Source organism: Burkholderiales bacterium (genome assembly GCA_036262035.1).
In the GTDB taxonomy this organism is placed as follows: domain Bacteria; phylum Pseudomonadota; class Gammaproteobacteria; order Burkholderiales; family SG8-41; genus JAQGMV01.
This window is the reverse complement of the sequence record DATAJS010000031.1, coordinates 219633-241130: the sequence shown is the minus strand read 5'-3', so window position 1 is coordinate 241130 and position 21498 is coordinate 219633. Positions and strand designations below refer to the sequence as shown.

The window sequence follows — 21498 nt, the reverse complement described above, 5'->3', positions numbered from 1 at the left end:
TCGTACATGAAGTTGCAGAAAGCATTGGCCGCCGCGCTGGTCGGCGCGGCGTTTTCGTCCGCGGCATTCGCGGCCGAGCAGGGTTATCCCTCGCGCCCCGTGCGCATGATCGTTCCGTTCGCGCCGGGCGGTCCCACCGACGTGATCGCGCGCCTGATCGCGCAGAAGCTCACCGAAATCTGGGGCCATCAGGTGGTCGTCGACAACCGCGCGGGCGCGGGCGGCAACATCGGCATGGGGCTCGCGGCGAGCTCGCCGCCCGACGGCTACACGATCCTCATCTCGAGCTCGAGCATCGTGGTCAATCCGAGCCTGTACTCGAAGATCCCGTACGACCCGTACAAGACCTTCATCCCGGTGACGAACGCGGCGGCTTCGCCGAACGTCTGGACGGTGCATCCCTCGGTCGCGGCGAAGAGCATGCAGGAGCTCGTGGCGCTGGCGAAGAAAGAGCCGAAGAAATACAACGTCGCGACACCCGGCGTCGGCACGACGCCCGACCTGGGCGCGGAGCTCCTGAAGATGACGACGCACATCGACGTGGTGCGCGTGCCGTACGGCGGCGCGGGTCCCGCGGTCGCGGCAGTCGTCGGCAACCAGGTGCAGATCGGCTCGACCGCGCTGCCGCCGACCACGCCTCACATCGAAGCCAAACGCCTGCGCGCGCTGGCGGTGACCGGCGCCAAGCGCAGCAGCGCGCTGCCCGACGTACCGACGATGGCGGAAGCGGGCTTCAAAGGCCAGGAAGCCGACACGCTGCAAGGCGTGCTGCTGCCGGCGGGCACGCCCAGGGCGATCGTCAACAAGCTCCACGCCGACATCGTGAAGCTCCTCGCCATGCCCGACGTGAAAGAGCGCGTCGCGACCCTCGGCTTCGACATCGTCGCCAGCACGCCCGAGCAGTTCACGGCGCAGATCAGGGCCGAGATCGAGAAATGGGGGAAGGTGATCAAGGCGGCGGGCATCAAGGCGGACTAAAAACAAAGCTTGGACACGGAGGGCACGGAGGAACACGGAGGGCACGGTGGTTTACAGCAGTCGGTACGTCATCCGCCCTCATGTCGACCACCCGCTGTGCTTTCCTCCGTGTCCTCCGTGCGCCTCCGTGCCCTCCGTGTTAACGCTTTTGACTTGAAGCCATGCGTATCGTAGGTATCAAGGAAGTAGCCGTCCCGCTGAACACGAGCATGCGCAACGCCGCGTTCGACTTCAGCGAGATGACCACGTCGGTCGTCGCGGTGAAGACCGACGTGGTGCGCGGGGGCAAGCCGGTGATCGGTTACGCGTTCAACTCGACCGGCCGCTATGCGTGCGGCGCGCAGATGCGCGCGCGCTTCATTCCGCGCATCCTGAAGGCGGCGCCGGAGAGCCTGTTGAACGAGGCGGGGACGAACCTCGATCCGGCGAAGATTCTGGCGGCGATGATGCAGCGCGAGAAGCCCGGCGGGCACACCGAGCGCTCGATCGCGATCGGCACCATCGAGGTCGCGTGCTGGGACGCGGTCGCCAAGATCGAGGACAAGCCGCTGCACCGCGTCCTCGCCGAGCGCTACAGCGACGGCCGCGTGCAGGACAAGGTCCAGTGCTACGTCGGCGGCGGCTGGTATCACGCCGGTAAAGGCGTCGAGCACCTTCAGGACGAGATCAGGAAGCGCCTCGCCGAGGGCTATACGACCATGAAGATCAAGGTCGGCGGCGCGCCCATACCCGAGGACGTGAAGCGCATCGAAGCCGCGCTGAAGGTGGTCGGGGAAGGACAGAGGCTGGCGGTGGACGCGAACGGCGCGTTCGACCGCAGCCGTGCGCTGGCCTATGCCGAAGCCCTCGCGCCTTTCGACCTGCGCTGGTTCGAAGAGCCGACCGACCCGCTCGCGTTCGCGACGCTCGCCGAAGTCGCCGCACGCTACGGCGCGCCCATCGGCACCGGGGAGAACCTCTTCTCCACGCCGGACATCGAGAACCTCGTGCGCTTCGGGGGTTTGCGCGCCGACCGCGACATCCTCCAGATCGACGTGCCTCAGTCCTACGGCATCGTGCAGTTCTCGCGAACGCTGGAGATGCTCAAAGGCCTCGGGTGGAACCGCGCGTCGATCTTCCCGCACGGCGGCAACCAGATGACGCTGCACATCGTCGGCGGCTTCGGCCTCGGCGGGTGCGAAGCGTATCCGGACGTGTTCGGCGCGTTCGCGGGCTTCGCCGACGACGCGAAAGTCGAGAACGGCTGGCTGAAGCTACCCGACCGCCCCGGGATCGGCTTCGAAGGGCAGAACGAGCTCTACGCGCTCATGAAAGGGATCATCGCGTGACGAGCGCCTCGGGATTGCGAAGCTTGTCCTGAGCGCCGTCGAAGGGTCGCTGCCGCGCCTCGCAATGACTGTCATCGCGAGGCGCACGATTCTATAGCGTCGTCTCGGCGTTCTGCGGCGCGGCCGCGTCATTCATCGTCGCGCTCGATTCGCTCTGTCCGGTCACGTTGAGCAACGCCTCCACGCGCTCGCGCGTGAGCGGCTTGTTGGTCGCCGCCCGCACCAGCAGGGCCGCGCCGACGGCCGCGTAGAGCCAGCCCTTGACGCCGCCGCGCAGCACGTTCGCGGCGAGCACGGTGCCGGCCGCGCCGGCGGCGACGCGCGCCGCGGGGCCCCAGTTGTCCTGCAAGAGCTCCATGCGCTGGCCGCGCCGGCGCCGGCCGCCCTGCAGTTGCGAGATGCGTTCGGCCCGCTCGAAGACGTTGAGGCGGTCGTAGATGTCCTGCACGCCGGGCACCTCGGCGATCGCGGCGATCAGCTCGTTGTGCTCGTGCGCGAGCACCGACCCGGTGAGGACGACGCAGCCGCGCGTGGCGGAGACTTCGATCGCGCCGGGGTGCGCGACGTAGCGGCCCATCCTGGCGCGCACGCGCTCGGCGACCACGCGGTCCCCCGGCTCGCGGCGGTGGAACAGCGAGCGCGCGCGCCCGCCGATCGATCCCGCGCGGTTGGCGAGGTCGCGCTTGCCCTTGTCGACCAGGTGCAGCGTGCGGGTCTGCGCGCGGACGCCCTTGTCCATGATGCGCGCGCGGCGGCGCCTGCCCTGCTGCGGATCGAAGAGATACATCGCGGCGCCGCCGAGCGCGGCGCCGATGAGGAGTAACGGGCCCATCGTGTCGCTCCTTCGAGACTGTGAATCTTGAAAAGGAGCAACCGGTGTTCCCGGGATCAAAAACCAGGGTCAGACCCCGTTCGGGGCCCGCCCCTATACGATCTTCTTCGCCCGCAGCGCCGCGATCTCTTCCGCCGACTTCCCGAGCAGGCCCGACAGCACCTCGTCGGTGTGCTGCGAGAGCAGCGGCGGCGCCGCGTCGTACTCGATCGGAGTGCGCGAGTACTTGATCGGGTTCGCGACGAGCGGGATCTCGCCCGCCAGCGGATGCGGCACGTTGATCTTCATGCCGCGATGCTGCACCTGCGGATCGGCGTAGACGTCGTCGAGCCGGTTGATCGGCCCGCACGGCACGCCGGCGGGCTCGAGCAGCGCGACCCATTCGGCGGTCGTCTTCTGCCTGATCGCGGCGGCGAGCGCCGCGGCGCATGCCTCGCGGTTCTCGAGGCGCGGAACGTTACCGATGAAGCGCGGGTCCTTCGCGACTTCGGGGATGCCCGCCGCTTCGCAAAACTTCCTGAACTGGTTGTCGTTCCCGACCGCGAGGATGAGGTCGCCGTCCTTCGTGTGGAAGGTCTGGTACGGCACGATGTTCGGGTGCGCGTTGCCCATGCGCCGGGGCACTTCGCCGCCGATGAGGTAGTTCGTGTTCTGGTTGGCGAGCCACGCGATCTGCGTGTCGAGAAGAGCCATGTCGATGTACTGCCCCAGACCGCTTCGGTTGCGCTCCTGGAGCGCGGCGAGGATCGCCACCGTCGAGTACATGCCGGTCATGAGATCGGCGATCGCGACGCCGACTTTCTGCGGCCCGCCGCCGGGCAGGTCGTCACGCTCGCCGGTGATGCTCATGACGCCGCCCATGCCCTGGATCATGAAGTCGTATCCCGCGCGCTCCCGGTAGGGGCCGGTCTGGCCGAAGCCGGTGATCGAGCAGTACACGAGCCTGGGGTTGAGCGCCGAGAGATCGTCGTACGACAAGCCGTAGCGCTTGAGGTCGCCGACCTTGTAGTTCTCGAGCAGCACGTCGGATTGGGCCGCGAGATCGCGCGCGATCTGCTGGCCTTCGAGCTTCGAGATGTCGAGGGTGAGCGACTTCTTGCCGCGATTCGCGGAGAGGAAGTACGCCGACTCGCGCGTCTCCCTGCCGTCGCGGTCCTTGAGGAACGGCGGCCCCCAGCCGCGCGTGTCGTCGCCGACGCCGGGGCGCTCGACCTTGATCACCTCCGCGCCGAGATCGGCGAGAGTCTGCCCGACCCATGGGCCGGCGAGGACGCGGCTCATGTCGAGCACGCGGATGCCCGAGAGGGCGCCTGATTGGTTTTTCATGAGATCACTTCAAATGCAATTGACCACAAAGGACGCAAAGGACGCAAAGGAGATCAAATGCGAATCGATCGTCGAGGAACTCCGACGTCATTCCCGCGGCGGCGGGAATCCATTTTCGCTTTTAGCTTTTCCTTTGCGTCCTTTGCGTCCTTGGCGGTTAAAAGGGTTTTCAGCGGCTGATGGGCAGATCCACACCTACACTCCGCTCGCGCGAAAGGTCGACCAGCGCGTCGGCGACGTAGAGATCCTGGATGCCCATGCCGTGGGATTCGTAGAGCGTGATCTGGTGCGGCGAGGTGCGGCGCGGGGCGCGGCCGACGATGACTTCGCCGAGCTCGGTGAGCTGGTCCCAGTCCGCGAGGCCGCCTTCGACCGCGGGCAGGAGGTCGCCGCACTCGTTGCGCGCGGTGCCGCGCGAGTCGACGACGATGTAGTTGCAGCGCTTGACCGCGGCGAGGTCGAGCTCGCGCCGGATGAGCGAGTTCGAGCCCGCTGCATTGATGTGCTGGCCCGGCTCGAGCCATTCACCTTTGAGCACCGGCTCGGCGGCCTTGGTGATGACGTTGATGACGTGCGCGCCCGCGACCGCGCGAGCGGGATCGTTCACCGCGCGCATCGGCACACCGAGCTTGCCCGAAAGCTGATCGATGAACTTCGCCGAAGTTTCGGGTTTGCGGCTCCACACGCGGACTTCACTCACCTTGCACACTTCGCACACCGCTTCGAGCTGCCCGACCGCCTGCTTGCCCGCGCCGAGCATCGCGACGACCGAAGCGTTGGGTGCCAGATACTTGGTCGCGACACCGCTCGCGGCGCCGGTGCGCTGCATGCCGAGATAGCTCGCTTCGACCATCGCGACGTGCGCACCGACTTTCATGTCGTAGAGATGGACGTGATAGCCGGTCGACCCGGGGATCGAGTAGTAGGCCTTGAATCCGATGCGGTTCAGGTCGCGCGCCGATGCCTGGAGGATGTGCAGCGTGCCTTCGGGGTTGCGGTTGCGCACGCGCGGCGTGTCGGTCGCTCGACCTTCGGCACGGGCCCGCAGCGCCTCCTCGACGAGCTCCACCGCCATCGGCATCGTGAGGAGCTGTTTGACGTCTTGTTCGGTGAGATATCGAGTCATGGATTAGCTCTAGAACGTCGAAAAGCTATAAAACGCAAAGGACGCAAAGGACGCAAAGGAAGGCAAAAAGCTATCTACGGGCGGCAAGGTTTCCAACGTCGTCATTCCCGCGAAAGCGGGAATCCATTTTTACGTCGTTTGCTTTTCCTTTGCGTCCTTGGCGGTCTATTGCTTCCTATTCTTCAGTGCCTCGGCGCGGATCGAGGACAACGTGGCTCGAGGGCTGATCGCGTCGGGATCGACTCGCACTTCGATCAGCGCGGAGGTCTTGCACTTCAGCGCGCGGTCGAAGGCGGCGGGGAAGTCGGCGGTCTTTTCGATCGTCTCGCCCGAGAATCCGTATGCCCGCGCCAGCGCCGCGAAGTCGGGGTTCTTCAGCATCGTCCCGCTCACGCGCGTCGGGAACTCGCGCTCCTGGTGCATGCGGATCGTGCCGTACATGCCGTTGTTGATGACCAGGAACACGACTTTCGCGTCGTACTGCGCGGCGGTCGCGAGCTCCTGTCCGGTCATCAGGAAGTCGCCGTCGCCCGCGAACGTGACCACCGTGCGGTCGCGATGCACGATCGCCGCGGCGACGCCCGCCGGCACGCCGTAACCCATCGCGCCACTCGTCGGCGCCAGCTGCGTGCGAAAGCCGCCGTAGGGGTAGAAGCGATGCGCCCACAATGAGAAGTTGCCCGCGCCGTTGGTGATGATCGCGTCGCGCGGCAGCGTCTCGCGCAGGTGCTTCACCACCTCGCTCATGTTGACGTTGCCGGGCACCTGCACCGGCTGCTGCCACGCATCGAGATCGCTGCGCGCGCCTTTGGTCCAGTCGTCCCAGTTGCGCTTGACCGGCTCCAGCGCTTTCGCCGCCGCGGTGAACTCGGGCATGCCGCTGTTGATCAGGAGGTCGCCCTGGTACACGCGGCCGAGCTCTTCGGCGCCGGGATGCACGTGTACGAACTTCATTTTCAGGCGCGGTATGTCGAACAGTGTGTAGTTGACCGTCGTCCATTCGCCGAGGCGCGCGCCGATGACGAGCAGCAGATCGCACGTCTTGAAGCGCTCGGCGAGCTTGGGATTGAGGCCGACCGCGACGTCGCCCACGTAATGCGGATCGCGGTTGTCGATCAGGTCCTGGCAGCGATACGCGCAGCCTACGGGTAAGTTGAACGCGGTCACGAACGCCTGCAGGTCGTCGCAACCCTGTTTGCTCCATCCGCCGCCGCCGACGATGACCATCGGGCGCTGCGCTGCGCTGAGCATCTCGCGCAGCTGCTTCATCTGGTCGGGGCCCGGATGCGCCGCGACGCGCTGGTAGCGGCCGGTGTCGGGCACCGTCGCCATCTCGGTCTGCATGTCCTCGGGCAGCGCAAGCACGACCGGACCGGGTCGGCCCGAAGTCGCGGTATGGAAAGCGTGGCTGATGTACTCGGGCACGCGGTCGGCGCGATCGATCTGCGCGACCCACTTCGCCATCTGCCCGAACATCCGGCGGTAATCGATCTCCTGGAACGCCTCGCGCTCGACCACGTCGTTGCCCACCTGGCCTATGAAGAGAATCACCGGCGTCGAGTCCTGGAACGAGGTGTGGATGCCGAGCGACGCGTTGGTCGCGCCCGGACCGCGCGTCACCATGCAGATGCCGGGACGGCCGGTGAGCTTGCCGTAGGCGTCCGCCATGTTCGCCGCGCCGCCCTCCTGGCGGCAGATGACGAACTCGATGCCGCTGTCGACCATCGAATCGAGCACCGCCAGATAGGACTCCCCGGGAACGCCGAACGCCCTGTCGACGCCGTGAATTTTGAGAGAGTCGACGAGGATCTGCGCGCCCGAGCGGGCGAGCGTGGTGTCGGCGGGGTTCATCGGGGGCCTCCAGAGAGTGTAGAACAGGCGCGGCGCGCTACGGGCGAGAGGGTATCACAGCGCTGTTGTCCCGAATTCCTCACGGAGTCATTGCGAGGAGCGCAGCGACGAAGCAATCCCGAGACGCTCGGAAAGCCGTTCGCGCAGAGCGTAGGCCCGAAGGGGCCGAAGTCGAAGCGCGACGACCCGGCCGCGCCGGTACAATCGAGCGCAAAACTTTGCGCACGAGAGTCACCCTATGCTTACCGGCGAAATCCGATCCAAAATCGACGCCGTCTGGAACGCCTTCTGGACCGGCGGCATTTCCAATCCCATCGAAGTCATCGAGCAGATCACCTATCTGCTCTTCCTGCGGCGTCTCGACGAGCTGCACACGCTCGAAGAGAACAGGGCCAACCGCACCCGCAAACCGATGGCGAAGCGTGTCTTTCCGCAAGGCTCCGACGAAAAGGGGCGCTCCTACGAAGACTTTCGGTGGTCACGCTTGCGCAATCTCTCGGCCCCGGAGATGTATACCGTGGTCGCCGAGCACGTCTTCCCCTGGCTGAGAACGCTCGGCGGGAACGGCACCACGTATTCGCACCACATGAAGGATGCGCGCTTCACGATTCCCACGCCGGCGCTGCTCTCGAAAGTGGTCGATCTCCTCGACGCGGTGCCGATGGAGGACCGCGACACCAAGGGCGACGTATACGAATACATGCTCGGGAAGATCGCGACGGCGGGCCAGAACGGCCAGTTCAGGACGCCGCGCCACATCATCCGGCTCATGGTCGAGCTTACGGCGCCGCAGCCGAAAGACGTGATCTGCGACCCCGCCTGCGGCACGGCGGGATTTCTCGTCACGGCGGCGGAGACGATCCTCGCGCATCATCCGAAGCTCCTGCACGATTCGAAGCTCGCGGAGCACTACCACCACGGCATGTTCCACGGCTTCGATTTCGACAACACCATGCTGCGTATCGGCAGCATGAACATGCTGCTGCACGGCATCGAGAACCCGGACATCCGCTATCGCGACTCGCTCGCGCAGGACCACGCGGGCGAGGAGGAGAAGTACACGCTGGTGCTCGCGAATCCGCCGTTCGCCGGCAGCCTCGACTACCAGAACACCGCGAAAGACCTGCTCCAGATCGTCAAGACGAAGAAGACCGAGCTGCTGTTCCTCGCGCTCTTCCTGCGTCTTCTCAAGCCGGGCGGTCGCGCGGCGGTGATCGTGCCGGACGGCGTGCTGTTCGGGTCGAGCAAGGCGCACAAGGAACTGCGCCGCAAGCTCGTGGAGGAGCAGAAGCTCGACGCGGTGATCAAGCTGCCCGGCGGGGTGTTCAAACCCTACGCGGGTGTGTCTACGGCGATACTCTTGTTCACCAAGACGAACTCGGGCGGAACCGACTACGTCTGGTTTTATGACGTCGAAGCCGACGGCTGGAGCCTCGACGACAAGCGCACGCCGCTGCTGCCGGAAGAGAAGCTCGGGCCAGTACTTCGTCATTCCCGCGAAGGCGGGAATCCATCTTTAACACCTGAAGAACACCCCAAGAACAACCTCCCCGACGTGCTCGCGCGCTGGACCGAACGGAACACTAGCGAACGCGATCGCCCGCGTACGGCACAAAGCTTCTGCGTTCCTAAATCGGGCATTGCCGCGCAGGGCTATGACCTTTCACTCAACCGATACAAGGAGGCCGTGCATGAGCCGGTAGAGCACCGGCCACCGAAGGAGATACTCGCTGAGCTTGCGAAGCTCGAGGAGGACATCCGGCGCGGCATGAAGGACCTGGAGGGCATGCTGGCGTGAAGTGGCCGGTGATTCCTTGTGGGAGCGCTTTGGAGTGCATTGAGGCTGGCAGGAGTCCGAGCGCGCAGGAGCGGCCCGCCCGCGCAGATGAATTTGGCGTTCTGAAACTGAGCGCGATCAGTTGGGGAAAATTCGAACCGACAGAGAACAAGGCGCTGTTCCCTGGAATGGACCCTGGTAATTGTCCCCGAGTCTGCGCTGGGGATCTCTTGATGTCTCGAGCAAACACCACCGATCTTGTCGGCGCAGTAGTGTTAGTTGAGAAAGATCATCCGAATCTTCTCCTTTCAGATAAGACGTTGCGTTTGGTGCCGAAGCGCAATGTATTGCATGCTCCATTTCTTCTTTACGCGCTCAGAACTGCCTCAGCGAGAGCTCACATTGAGCAGAGCGCGACCGGTACCAGCTTTTCTATGCGCAACATCTCGCAAGAAAAAATTGCGGCTACACCGATACCGCTCCCACCGATCGCAGACCAGCGACGCATTGCGGCACTCCTAGACAAGGCGATTGCGCTACGCGCCAAGCGTCTCACAGGGTTGGCGGAACTTGACGCGCTAAGTAAATCGATCTTTCTCGACTTGTTTGGAGATCCGGGCACGAACCCCAAAGGGTGGCCGGTGCGATCGATTGGAGAATTATGTGAGGTCAAAGGCGGGAAACGGCTTCCCAAGGGAGAGGAATATTCGCGAACGCCGACTCCGTTCCGCTACATTCGTGTCACGGACCTGAAGCAGGGTGCTGTAGATGAATCGGGTCTTGTCTATCTCAAACCTGAAGTCCAGTCGAAGATCGCGCGGTATGTGGTGAACGCAGGCGACGTAATCATTTCTATCGCTGGATCAATTGGTCTTACAGCTCCTGTGCCGGCTTCGCTTGCCGGCGTCAACTTGACCGAAAACGCTGCGAAGCTCGTCCCGCGTGACCGATCGACGTACAACGCGGAATACCTTGCGCATGTGTTGCAGGCGCCTGCTATACAGGGGCAAATTGGCTCTAATGTCGGGCAGGTGACGATCGGTAAACTGGCGTTATTTCGCGTGGAAAAAGTGGCTATTCCGTTGCCTCCCATCGATTTGCAGCGGGACTTTGTGCGTCGAATTGGCGCGGTGCGAAAGCTGAAGGCGATCCAAGTCACCGCATTGGCGCAGCTCGACGCGCTCTTCGCGACACTTCAACATCTTGCGTTCCGCGGCGAGGTCTGACTGCCGAACTCGCTCAACTGGCTCCGTCTACCGGCGCGTACCTAAAATAAGGTTCCCACTTCCCTTTCATACTAAAGGCTGCCTATCATATGGCGCCCGATCCGGGCCATATGTAGGGGAACCTTCAACATGGCGGCTGCCGCGGCAGGGTCGACTCGCGCCGGGCGCTACATCAGCCAGCCGACGGGCTATCGCGCGTTCATGCCGGCGCCGCTGCCGCCTGTGCCGCCGCTGGACATGGGCGGGGAGCTGCCTGCGCTGCTGTCGGCCGCCGATCGGGCGCTGGGGCGGCTCGACGGCTCGGTCCTGACCCTGCCGAATCCCGACCTCTTCGTCTTCATGTACGTCCGCAAGGAGGCGGTGCTCTCGAGCCAGATCGAAGGCACGCAGAGCTCGCTCCAGGACCTGCTCGCGGCCGAGGCGAAGCTGTTCGATCAGGACCTGCCGAGCGACGTCGACGAGGTGATCAACTACGTTCGCGCGATGAATCACGGCCTGTCGCGCCTCGCGGAGCTCCCCGTCTCCGTCAGGTTGATCCGCGAGATCCACGCCGAGCTCATGCGCGGCGTGCGCGGCGGACGCCTGCAGCCCGGCGAGCTGCGCACCAGCCAGAACTGGATCGGCCCGGCCGGCTCCACCCTGATGGCGGCGAGCTTCGTTCCGCCGCCGGCGCACGCGGTGCCGGACGCACTGGGCGAGCTCGAGAAATTCCTGCACCAGGACGATCCGTTGCCGCCGCTGATCAAGATCGCGCTCGCGCACGTGCAGTTCGAGACGATCCACCCGTTTCTCGACGGCAACGGCCGCGTGGGGCGCCTGCTGATCACCTTCCTCCTGACCGAGCGCGGCGTGCTGCACAAGCCGGTGCTGTATCTGTCGCACTACTTCAAGGCGCACCGCCAGACGTACTACGATCAGCTCCAGGCGGTGCGGGTCCAGGGAACGTGGGAGGCGTGGCTCGCGTTCTTCCTCCGCGGCGTCGTCGAGGTGGCCGGAGAGGCCGCGGAAACCGCGCGGCGCATTCTCCTGCTTCGCGAGCAGCACCGAACGGCAATCACCGAGCGGCTTTCGCGCTCCGCCGCCAACGGGCACAAGGTGCTCGAGTCGCTGTTCGACCATCCGATCATCTCGGTGCCGGACGTGCGGCGCCTCACCGGCACCACCTATGTTGCCGCCAATGCGCTCGTGTCACGTCTCGTCGAGCTGGGGGTTCTCGAGGAAATGACCGGCTACGTCCGCAACCGCCGCTTTCGCTACGCGCCCTACATAGCTCTCTTCAACGATCCCGCCGGCATCGAGGCCGGCGCATGAGCCAGTTCGCCTTTCTTCAGCGCGAGTGGCCTGCCGTCTTCGAGGCTGCCGCGAAGGCCGAGGGTGCCGTTCATGCCGATCCGCGCACGGCTTCTTTCTACGCCCGCCGCACGCTCGAGCTTGCCGTCGCCTGGGCGTACAAGCACGACGGTGTGCTGCGGCTCCCGTATCAGGACAATCTGAGCGCGCTCATCCACGAGCCGACCTTCAAGACGATGGCGGGCGAGGCGGTTTTCGGCAAGGCGAAGGTCATCACGACGCTCGGCAACCGCGCCGTGCACAGCCATCGCGCTATTCCCACGGCTGACGCGGTCGCGGCGGTGCGTGAGCTTTTCCACGTGAGCTACTGGCTCGCGCGCACTTACGGCCGCACGCAGCGGCCACCGCCGGGACTGGCCTTCGATGCGAATGCGCTGCCGAAAGCGTCGGCGACGCCGCCTCAGACGGCCGAGCAGCTCCAGCGGCTGCAGGAGGCCCTTCGTGAGCGTGACGAGAAGCTCACGGCGCTGCTTGCCGACAAGTCGACGCTCGATGAGGAGCTGAAACGTCTCCGTGCCGAAGTCGCCGCGGCCAAGCGGGCAGCCGAGTCGCAGCCCGACACGCACGACTATTCGGAAGCCGAGACTCGTGAGTACTTCATCGACCTTCTGCTGAAGGAAGCCGGGTGGGCGCTCGACCAGCCGCACGATCGCGAGCTGGAAGTCTGGGGCATGCCCAACGCCGAGGGCACCGGATATGTCGATTACGTGCTGTGGGGCGACGACGCCATGCCGCTCGCGCTGGTGGAGGCGAAGCGCACAAAGCGCGACGCTCGCGTCGGACGGCAGCAGGCGAAGCTCTACGCCGATTGTCTCGAACAGAAATACGGTCGCCGTCCGGTCATCTTCTACTCGAACGGCTACGAGCACTGGATCTGGGACGACACCGCGTATCCACCGCGCCGCACGCAGGGTTTCTACAAGAAGGAAGAGCTCGAGCTCCTGATCCAGCGCCGCGCGACACGCCGGCGCCTCGCCGAGGCGAACATCGACGGTGCGATCGTCGAGCGGCACTACCAGAGGCGGGCGATACGCCGCGTGGCGGAAGCGTTCGAACGCGATCACGAGCGCAAAGCGCTGGTTGTCATGGCGACCGGTGCGGGCAAGACAAGAACGGTCATCGCGCTCGCGAAGCTCCTGATGGACTGCAATTGGGCGAAGCGCGTGCTCTTCGTTGCCGACCGGGTCGCGCTCGTGAATCAGGCGGTGAACGCGTTCAAGGCGCATCTGCCGGACGCCGCGCCGGTCAATCTCGTGACCGACAGGACGGGCGAAGGCCGCGTCTACGTCTCGACGTATCCGACGATGATGGGCCTCATCAACGATGTCGGGGACGGAGAGCGTCGCTTCGGTGTCGGCCATTTCGATCTGCTCGTGATCGACGAAGCGCATCGGTCGGTGTTCCAGAAATACCGCGCCATCTTCGACTACTTCGACCCCCTGTTGGTCGGGCTTACCGCGACACCTAAAGACGAGGTCGACCGCAACACGTACAGCCTGTTCGAGCTCGAAGACGGTGTCCCAACCGATGCGTACAGCCTGGACGAGGCGGTGAAAGACGGGTTCCTCGTGCCGCCGCGGGCCGTATCGGTGCCTCTGCGTTTTCAGCGCGAAGGCATACGCTACGACGAGCTCTCCGAAGACGAGAAGGACCAGTGGGACGCGATCGAGTGGGACGAAGACGGCGCCGTGCCGGATCGCGTGGAAGCGAAAGCGGTCAACAAATGGCTGTTCAACAAGGACACCGTCGACAAGGTTCTCGCGCACGTGATGGCGCGCGGAATGAAGGTCGCCGGCGGGGACCGGCTCGGTAAGACCATCGTTTTCGCCAAGAATCAGGACCACGCCGAATTCATAGCGTCGCGCTTCGACACGAACTATCCGCACTACGCAGGGCGCTTCGCGCGAGTGATCACGTTCAAGACCGAGTACGCGCAGTCGCTGATCGATTCTTTCTCGCGCAAGGACGACGAGCCGCACATCGCCATCTCCGTCGACATGCTGGACACGGGGATCGATGTTCCGGAAGTGGTCAACCTCGTATTTTTCAAGCTCGTGCGGTCGAAAACCAAGTTCTGGCAGATGATGGGCCGTGGTACACGGCTATGCCGCGATCTGTTCGGCCCCGGCGAGCATAAAAAAGAGTTCTACGTATTCGATTTCTGTCAGAACTTGGAGTATTTCAGCCAGAATCCGGAAGCGACGGAAGGCGCCGTCGGCGCGTCTCTGCTGGCGCGAATCTTCCAGGCACGGCTGGAACTGCTCGGCATCCTGCAGAAAGCCTATGCCGTCGAGGTCAATCCGCGCGTGAGCGATGTGCCGCCCACGTACGAGCCCAGAACCGAGTCCGACGTGGCCGACCTGGTCGCAGGCGGCCTGCAGCGCGAAGTCGCGGCGATGAATCTCGGTAACTTCCTCGTTCGGCCGCAGCGGCGGCTCGTCGAGCGTTACGCGAACGTCACCGCCTGGCGATCGCTGAACGATGAAGACATCGCCGATCTTTCACAGAGCGTTGCTGGGCTGCCATCGCAGCTCGACGCCGACAAAGAAGAGGCTCGGCGGTTCGATCTGCTGGTGCTTCGACTCCAACTGGCGCGGCTGCGCAATTCCGGTGACTTGGAGAAGCTTCGCGAGCACGTGGTTACGATTGCGGGACTGCTCGAAGAGCAATCAACGATTCCCCTTATCCGGGAGCAGTTGCCGCTGATTCAGGAGGTCCAGACCGCAGCATGGTGGATCGATGTCACCATTCCGATGCTCGAATCGATGCGGCGCCGGCTGCGCGATCTGGTGCCGTTGATCGAGAAGCGGCGCCGAGCGCCTGTCTTTACCGACTTCGAAGACCATCTAGGCGGCGAGACTGAAATTGCTCTGCCCCAGGTGACCGAGGCCGCGGAGCTGGCTCGGTTCAAGGACAAGGCGCTCGTATTCCTGCGTGCGCACGCGGACGAAGGGCCGATTCGCAAGCTGCGCATGAACGAGCCCTTGAGTTCCGCCGACCTGGAGGAGCTCGAACGTATCCTCACGCAGAGTGGCGTCGGACGACTCGAAGACATCCATCGCGCCGCGGTCGAAGCGCAGGGACTTGGTCTCTTCGTCCGATCATTGGTCGGATTGGACCGTGAGGCGGCGAAGGCAGCGCTTGCCGATTTCCTCGACGGCCGCACGCTCAGCGCGGCACAGATCGACTTCGTGACTTACGTAATCGACCATCTGACGCAATATGGCGTGGTCGAAATTGAGCGTCTGTACGAGTCGCCGTTTACCTTCGTCGCGCCGACTGGACCGGAAGTGCTCTTTGGCGATGCGGATCTGCAGGCCTTACTCGTCTCTCTGGACGCCGTCCGGCGAAAGGCAGTCCCCGACGGCGCGGATGGCCGAACAAAGGCAGGCTATTAGCGGCCGCTCGATCCTTCCGCCGGAGCTCAGGCACGCCAAATGCACAACCGCGAGGCCCGAGCACGGGCTCGGAGATCTAATAGGGAGGAAACATATGAAAACGGTATCGATGCTCAGCGCAGCCTTCTCTGCGATCATCGGAATGTCGGGCGCGGCCGTGCTGCACGCCGCGAGCAACATGGACAAGAAGGCGCCTTCGTCGGTCGACGAGTCCGCGCCGGACAAGACGGGTAAGAAAGACAAAGGCAAGGCCGGCGAGGCCACGATGCCGAAGAAGGCCGCACCTTCTTCGGTGAGCGAATCGGCGCCGGACAAGGCGGGCAAGGAAAAAGGCGAGGCGAAGAAGAAGGATTCGAAAGACACGCCGAATCCGAAGTCGCCGTCGGGCGTGAGCGAGTCGAAGCCGTCCGCCCCTCAGAAGTAAGCTCGCACCAGTGTTCCAGCGCCCGGCCCCGTGTGTCGCGAAACTGCGGCAGCGGGGCCGGTATCACGTACGGCTCAGTCCGCTTTGATGCCGGCGGCCTGCACCACTTTTCCGTACTTGCGGATCTCGGACTTGATGTAGTCGCCGAAAGCGCCCGGCGTCGGTGCAGTGAAAGGAAAGATGCCGAGGCCGGCGAGTCGCTCCTTGACGTCGGGCAGGTCGAGGATGCGGTTGATCTCGAGGTGCAGCTTCGAGACGATCGGCTTGGGCGTGCCGCGGGGCGCCTGAAAACCGTACCAGTTGTCGACCGCGAATCCGGGTACGCCCGCTTCAGCCACCGTCGGCCAGTCCGGAAACTGCTCGACGCGTTTCGAGAAGGTCACGGCCAGCGGCCGTATGCGTCCCGCCTTGATGCTGCCGAGCGCGGTCGAGACCGTCGCGAAGATGAGCTGGACGTTGCCGCCGACCAGATCGAGCATCGCCGGTGCGCCGCCTTTGTACGGCACGTGGACCATCTTCACGCCGGCCATCGTGTTGAACAGCTCGCCCGCGAGATGGTCCGCGAAGCCGACGCCCGAAGAGCCGTAGGTGAGCTTCCCCGGATTCGCCTTGGCGTGCGCGATGAGCTCCTTTACCGACTTCACCGGAACCGAGGGATGGACGACGAGCACGTTGAGCGCCGAGACCCCGCGCGCGACCGGCTCGAAATCGGCCACCGGGTCGTACGGAAGCTTCGCGTAGAGACTCGGGTTCACGGCGACCGGGCCGATGGTGCCGAGCACGAGCGTGTAGCCGTCGGGATTCGCGCGCGCGGCGATCTCCATGCCGACGATGCCGTTGCCGCCGGGACGGTTGTCGACGATGACCTGCTGTCCCCAGCTTTCAGTGAGCTTCTGCCCGACCGTGCGTGAAGTCACGTCGGCGCCGCCGCCCGGTACGACGAGGATGACCACGCGTATCGGCTTCGACGGATACGGCTGAACCTGTGCAAGCAACGGCTGCATAGTGCAGAGCAGAACGAGCGCTGCGAGCAAGCGCATGGAAGCCCTCCCGTTATCAGGACGCGGCGAGCGCGTGACCGACGGTCGGAATCTCGCTGTCACGCGCCACGTCGCCGATCACTATGATGGCAGGACTCTCGATCTCGTGCGCGGCGATGTCCTGCGAGAGTCGGCCGAGCGTCGTGCGTAACTGACGCTCGCGCGCCAGCGTCGCGTCCTGAACGACCGCGACCGGCGTCGACGGCGCGAGCCCGCCGCCGATCAGCGAGGTCTGCAAGGCTTCGCAGCGCGACACACCCATGTAGACGACGAGCGTCATGCCGCTCGCGGAGAGCGCGCGCCAGTCGGGCTCGTCCCCCGCGGCGGTGTGTGCGGTGACGAAGACCACGCCGCGCGAGTGCGCGCGATGCGTGAGCGGCACGCCGGCGGACGTCGCCGCGGCGAGGCCCGACGTGATGCCGTTGACGATCTCGCACTCGACGCCCGCGGCGCGCAGCGTCTCGGCTTCCTCGCCGCCGCGGCCGAAGATGAACGGGTCGCCGCCTTTGAGGCGCACGACGATATGGCCGGCTTTCGCTTCGGCGACGAGCAGCTTCTCGATGAAAACCTGCGGCGTCGATCGGCAGCCGCCGCGCTTGCCGACCTTCACCACGCGCGCGCTTTCGCGCACGTGCACGAGTATCGCTTTGTTGACGAGATCGTCGACGAGGACGACGTCGGCCAGGCCGAGGACGCGCACCGCCTTCAGCGTGAGAAGCTCGGGATCGCCGGGGCCCGCGCCGACCAGATAGACCCTGCCTTGTTTCATCGCATCTCTTTCAGCGCGCGCTGCACGCATTCGATCTGGTGCGCGATCGCCGCGGGGACCGCGATCTCGCCTGCGAGCACGCGCTCGATCCAGCGCGCGGTCTCGGCCGCGTTGCGCGACGGCAGGTCCGCGGGTGGCGCGGCTTCCGAGGTCCATGTCTGCACCTTGCCGCCGTGCGCCCAGTCGATCGAAGGCTCGCGCCGCGGATGCGCGACCGCTTCGCCTTCGGCGCCGCGGAGGATGAGCGCGCCGGTGTCGTGCCGGGTGTAGAACTCGCGCATGCGCAGCACGTACTCGGGATGCGTCACGCTGACGATGCGAAGCGCGGGCGCCGAGAACGGCTGGAGCATCTTCACCAGCGTGTGCGCGCTGTTGCGCACGCCGAGGCTCGCGCGCAGGTCGAGGAGCGAGGTGACGCGCGGTGCAAGCCGCTCGACAGGCATGAAAGCGAAACGGCGCTCGTCGAGCTGCGCCGAAGTTTCGTCGATGGAAGCCGCCGGCGCGACGCCGAGCGCTTCGAACACTTCTCGCGTCGACACGCGTCCCGGATCGCGCATCACGCCGTGCACCAGCGCAGGAATGCCCGCGCGCGCGAGCAGCATCGCGAGCAGCGGCACCAGGTTGGGAAGCTGCCGCGCGCCGTTGTAAGAGGGAATGACCACCGGCGTCGCGCGTGGCGCGGGGAGGTGTTCGTAACTGCCTTCGCAGGCGGCCATGAAGCCGGCGAGCTCCTCCATCGATTCACCCTTGATGCGCAGCGCGACGAGGATGCCGCCGAGCTGGAGGTCGGGCACTTCTCCGAAAAGCATCGCCGAGAACAGCGTCTGCGCGTCTTCGCGCGAGAGGTCGCGCGCCGCGTTCCTGCCGCGGCCGATTTCCTTGATGAAAGCGGGAAGCCTGGAGGGATCTAAAGCCATGGCGCTGCGGGCTGGGGCGGTGAACGCGGGATCATCGCACGGTCGCATGATCTACGCTGCCGCCTTGGCCGAAGCGATGAGGCGTTTCACCTCGGGCAGGCACGAGCCGCACTGCGTGCCGCACTTGAGCGTCGACTGCAATGCGGCCAGCGGATCGGCGTCGCCCGCCGCGCCGGCGACGAACTCGCAGATCGCCGCTTCGGATACGTTCAGGCAGCTGCACACCGTCTTGCCGCGTGAGACGGGTACGGGCAGCCGTGCGGCCGGGGCGAGCAGCAGCGCGCCGACATTCGCGACCGCTTCCCGGCGGTCGAAGAGATCGCGCAGCCAGGCCTCCGCGCCGACATCGCCGGCAAGCCGCACCGCATCGATCGCGCCGCCGCTCATGCGGATGCGGCGGCCGACGCCGCGCCGGCCGTCGTCGTAGCGCAGGGTGTCCTCGTCGTCGAGTCCGAAGATCGCGTCGATCGCTTCGATCGCGCGCGGCTCGACCGCGCCCGGCGCCGCGGCCCTGAAGAGCACGCCTTGGCGCTCCACGCCGACCAGCACGCACGTCGCGAAGCTGAACCCCGGCAGCCACCGGCGCGCGACCTGGGCGAGCGCGAGCGCATCGCCGTCCTGCGGATAAGCGAAAGCGACCAGCCGCCACGGCAGCTCGATCTTCGTGATGCGCACCGCGCAGTGCTTGAGCTCGGGCTGGCGCGAAACCGCGTCGAGCTTCGACAGCGTCACGCCGTTGATGCCGTTCGCGCCCGAGCCGCCCAGATGTGCGCTGCCCCAGTGCATCGGCAGGAAGATCTGCCCCGGCTTGACCTCAAAGCTCGCTTCGACTTGCAGCGTCACCGATCCGCGGGTCGATGCGACCTGCACGAAGTCGCCGGCCGCGATGCGGCGGCGCGCGAGGTCGGCGGGATTCATCGCGACGCGCGGCTCGGGTGCGTGACCGAAGAGGCGCGCGCTGCGGCCGGTTCGGCTCATGCCGTGCCACTGGTCGCGCAGGCGCCCGGTGATGAGCCCGAAGGGATGGCGTGCGGTCGCCTGCTCGGCCACCGGGTGATACGCGGCGAGCGCGAACGATGCACGGCCGCCCGGCGTCGGGAAGACGCCGTCGATGTAGAGGCGCGCCGCGCCGGCTTCCGCGCCCTCGGGGAAAGGCCACTGCTGCGGCCCGCGCGCTTCCAGCAGCGCGTACGTGAGGCCGGTGATGTCGAGATCGCGGCCCGCCGTCGTGCGCTTGTATTCGTCGAAGATCTGCCGCGGCATGTCGAACGGAAAGAGTGTCGTCCGGCCATGCCGCAGGCGCGCCTCGAGCTTGCGCGCGAAATCGACGGCGATCTTCCAGTCGGCGCGGGCTTCACCCGGCGCGCTCACCGCCGCGCGTACGCGCGAGATGCGGCGCTCCGAATTGGTGACGGTGCCTTCCTTCTCACCCCACGTCGTCGCGGGCAGCAGCACGTCGGCGTACGGCGCGGTCTCGGTCGTCGCGAACGCTTCCTGGAGCACCACGAGCTCGGCGCGCTCCAATGCTTTGCGCACCAGCGCCTGTTCGGGCAGCGACTGCGCAGGGTTCGTGCACGCGATCCACACCGCCTTGATGTCGCCTTTGTGGAGCGCTTCGAACATTTCCACCGCGGTTTTGCCCGGTGAGCTCGGCAGAGACGGAACGCTCCACAGCGTCGCGATCTCGTCGCAGTGTCCGGCGTTTGCCGGATCGCGATGACCCGGCAGCAGCGTCGCCATCGTCCCCGTCTCGCGGCCGCCCATCGCGTTCGGCTGCCCGGTGAGGCTGAACGGACCCGCGCCGGGGCGCCCGATCTGTCCGGTCGCGAGGTGCAGATTGATGAGCGCCGCATTCTTGTCGGTGCCTCGCGTCGACTGGTTGAGGCCCATGCAGTACAGCGACAGCGCGGCGTGAGCGTTGCCGAACCAGCGCGCCGCGGTGGCGATCTCCTCGACCGAGAGGCCGCACGTTGAGGCGACCATCTGCGGCGTGTAGTCGCGCACCAGCGCCTTCAGCGGCTCGAACCCCTGCGTGTGCGCGTCGATGAACTTGCGGTCGAGCCAGCCTTCCCAGATCAGCAGGTGCAGGATGCCGTTGAACAGCGCGACGTCGGTGCCGGGCTGTATCGCGAGATGCAGGTCGGCCGCTTCGGCGGTCGCGGTGCGGCGCGGGTCGACGACGATGAGCTTGAGGTCGGGCTTCGCGGCCCTGGCGGCTTCGATGCGGCGAAAGAGCACCGGGTGCGCCCAGGCGGTGTTCGAGCCGGCGATGAAGATGCAGTCGGCGCGATCGATGTCGTCGTAGCACGCCGGCGGCGCATCGGCGCCCAGCGTCACTTTGTAGCCCGCGACCGCGCTCGACATGCACAGCCGCGAGTTCGAATCGATGTTGTGGGTGCCGACCAGCGCACGGGCGAGCTTGTTGAACGCGTAATAGTCCTCGGTGAGCAGCTGGCCGGAGACGTAGAACGCGACCGCATCGGGGCCGTGCTGGCGGATGATGTCCGCGAAACGGTCGGCGGTGTGCTCGAGCGCGTCGTCCCATGACAGACGGGATCGGGACTGCGACCGCGAGCAGCGGACTTCCGGGTACAGCGCGCGGCCGGTGAGCCCGGTCGTCAGGTGCAGCGCCTGGCCTTTGGAGCAGAGCTTGCCGTGGTTCGCCGGGTGATCCGGATCGCCGCGCACGCCGGTGATGACGCCGTCGACAGCATCGATCAGCACGCCGCAGCCGACGCCGCAGTAGCAGCAGGTGCTCTTAACCGTAGGCATACCTGTCAGCAGTCACCGGTAGGTCCAGATATACCGCGCCGTCTTCGACCTTCACGTCGAAGCGCCGCACTTCGCCGACGTCGGGCGCGACCATGCAGCCGGTCGCAAGCTCGACGCTCTGGTTGTGCAGAGGGCAGGCGACGCGCTCGCCGTACACGATGCCCTGCGACAGCGGACCGTTCTTGTGAGGACAGCGGTCGAGCAGCGCGAAGCACGTGTCCGTCGCCGTGCGGAAGACGGCGATGTTCGGTCCTTCGGTCCGGCGCACGACGCGCGCGCCGAGGCGGGGGATGTCGTCCACCCGACAGATTCTTGTCCAGTTTTTCATAGGCATCCTCAAGCCCACCCCCACCCTAACCCTCCCCCTGAGGGGGAGGGGATGCT

Annotated in this window: 16 protein-coding genes; 7 read left to right on the top strand and 9 right to left on the bottom strand. The window is 65.6% G+C overall.

Translation table 11 applies throughout. The features are described 5' to 3' along the window. Positions 1–6: 6 nt before the first annotated feature. Together VHP37_31065 and VHP37_31060 are read left to right on the top strand one after the other, a co-directional pair. Complete coding sequence (locus VHP37_31065; protein ID HEX2830817.1) at positions 7–978, top strand: tripartite tricarboxylate transporter substrate binding protein; 972 nt, start codon at positions 7–9, stop codon at positions 976–978. Between the two features lie 161 nt (positions 979–1139). Further along, the gene (locus tag VHP37_31060; GenBank protein ID HEX2830816.1) at positions 1140–2306 is read left to right on the top strand and encodes an enolase C-terminal domain-like protein; all 1167 of its coding nucleotides are present in this window, start codon (positions 1140–1142) and stop codon (positions 2304–2306) included. 91 nt (positions 2307–2397) lie between these two features. On the opposite strand, the gene VHP37_31055 is transcribed toward VHP37_31060, so the two are convergent. The 4 genes from VHP37_31055 to VHP37_31040 form a co-directional block, all read right to left on the bottom strand. Then, the gene (locus VHP37_31055; protein HEX2830815.1) at positions 2398–3138 is read right to left on the bottom strand and encodes a BON domain-containing protein; all 741 of its coding nucleotides are present in this window, start codon (positions 3136–3138) and stop codon (positions 2398–2400) included. Between the two features lie 93 nt (positions 3139–3231). After that, a complete protein-coding gene (locus VHP37_31050) occupies positions 3232–4464 on the bottom strand; it encodes a CaiB/BaiF CoA-transferase family protein (GenBank protein HEX2830814.1) in 1233 nt (410 codons plus the stop codon). Positions 4465–4633: 169 nt separating this feature from the next. Continuing rightward, the gene (locus VHP37_31045; protein ID HEX2830813.1) at positions 4634–5590 is read right to left on the bottom strand and encodes an ornithine cyclodeaminase family protein; all 957 of its coding nucleotides are present in this window, start codon (positions 5588–5590) and stop codon (positions 4634–4636) included. 165 nt (positions 5591–5755) lie between these two features. Then, positions 5756–7441 carry a thiamine pyrophosphate-binding protein gene (locus VHP37_31040; protein ID HEX2830812.1) on the bottom strand — a complete coding sequence of 562 codons (1686 nt, stop codon included), beginning with the start codon at positions 7439–7441 and terminating at the stop codon, positions 5756–5758. A gap of 238 nt (positions 7442–7679) precedes the next feature. Here VHP37_31040 and VHP37_31035 point away from each other — a divergent pair, with 238 nt between their 5' ends. From VHP37_31035 to VHP37_31015, 5 genes are all read left to right on the top strand, one after another. Then, positions 7680–9239 (top strand): class I SAM-dependent DNA methyltransferase, encoded by a 1560-nt coding sequence (locus VHP37_31035; protein ID HEX2830811.1) that lies wholly within the window; start codon positions 7680–7682, stop codon positions 9237–9239. A 212-nt stretch (positions 9240–9451) separates the two neighbouring features. Continuing rightward, complete coding sequence (locus VHP37_31030; GenBank protein ID HEX2830810.1) at positions 9452–10444, top strand: restriction endonuclease subunit S; 993 nt, start codon at positions 9452–9454, stop codon at positions 10442–10444. A 129-nt stretch (positions 10445–10573) separates the two neighbouring features. Further along, on the top strand, positions 10574–11755 hold the full coding sequence (locus VHP37_31025) for a Fic family protein (GenBank protein ID HEX2830809.1): 1182 nt from the start codon (positions 10574–10576) through the stop codon (positions 11753–11755). Next, complete coding sequence (locus tag VHP37_31020; GenBank protein HEX2830808.1) at positions 11752–15192, top strand: DEAD/DEAH box helicase family protein; 3441 nt, start codon at positions 11752–11754, stop codon at positions 15190–15192. Before VHP37_31025 ends, VHP37_31020 begins: the two co-directional genes overlap by 4 nt. 94 nt (positions 15193–15286) lie before the next feature. Continuing rightward, the gene (locus tag VHP37_31015; protein HEX2830807.1) at positions 15287–15616 is read left to right on the top strand and encodes a hypothetical protein; all 330 of its coding nucleotides are present in this window, start codon (positions 15287–15289) and stop codon (positions 15614–15616) included. Between the two features lie 74 nt (positions 15617–15690). On the opposite strand, the gene VHP37_31010 is transcribed toward VHP37_31015, so the two are convergent. Genes VHP37_31010 through nirD form a run of 5 tightly spaced genes read right to left on the bottom strand, consistent with a single transcriptional unit; the run spans position 15691 to position 21442 of the window. After that, on the bottom strand, positions 15691–16656 hold the full coding sequence (locus VHP37_31010) for a tripartite tricarboxylate transporter substrate binding protein (GenBank protein HEX2830806.1): 966 nt from the start codon (positions 16654–16656) through the stop codon (positions 15691–15693). Positions 16657–16672: 16 nt separating this feature from the next. Beyond that, positions 16673–17425, bottom strand: coding sequence for a uroporphyrinogen-III C-methyltransferase (cobA, locus tag VHP37_31005; GenBank protein ID HEX2830805.1), 753 nt, complete (start codon positions 17423–17425; stop codon positions 16673–16675). Further along, the gene (ybiB, locus tag VHP37_31000; GenBank protein HEX2830804.1) at positions 17422–18342 is read right to left on the bottom strand and encodes a DNA-binding protein YbiB; all 921 of its coding nucleotides are present in this window, start codon (positions 18340–18342) and stop codon (positions 17422–17424) included. The genes cobA and ybiB overlap by 4 nt, the downstream gene beginning before the upstream one ends. 51 nt (positions 18343–18393) lie before the next feature. After that, on the bottom strand, positions 18394–21114 hold the full coding sequence (locus VHP37_30995) for a molybdopterin-dependent oxidoreductase (GenBank protein HEX2830803.1): 2721 nt from the start codon (positions 21112–21114) through the stop codon (positions 18394–18396). Beyond that, on the bottom strand, positions 21101–21442 hold the full coding sequence (gene nirD, locus VHP37_30990) for a nitrite reductase small subunit NirD (GenBank protein HEX2830802.1): 342 nt from the start codon (positions 21440–21442) through the stop codon (positions 21101–21103). Before nirD ends, VHP37_30995 begins: the two co-directional genes overlap by 14 nt. Between the last annotated feature and the right edge of the window lie 56 nt (positions 21443–21498).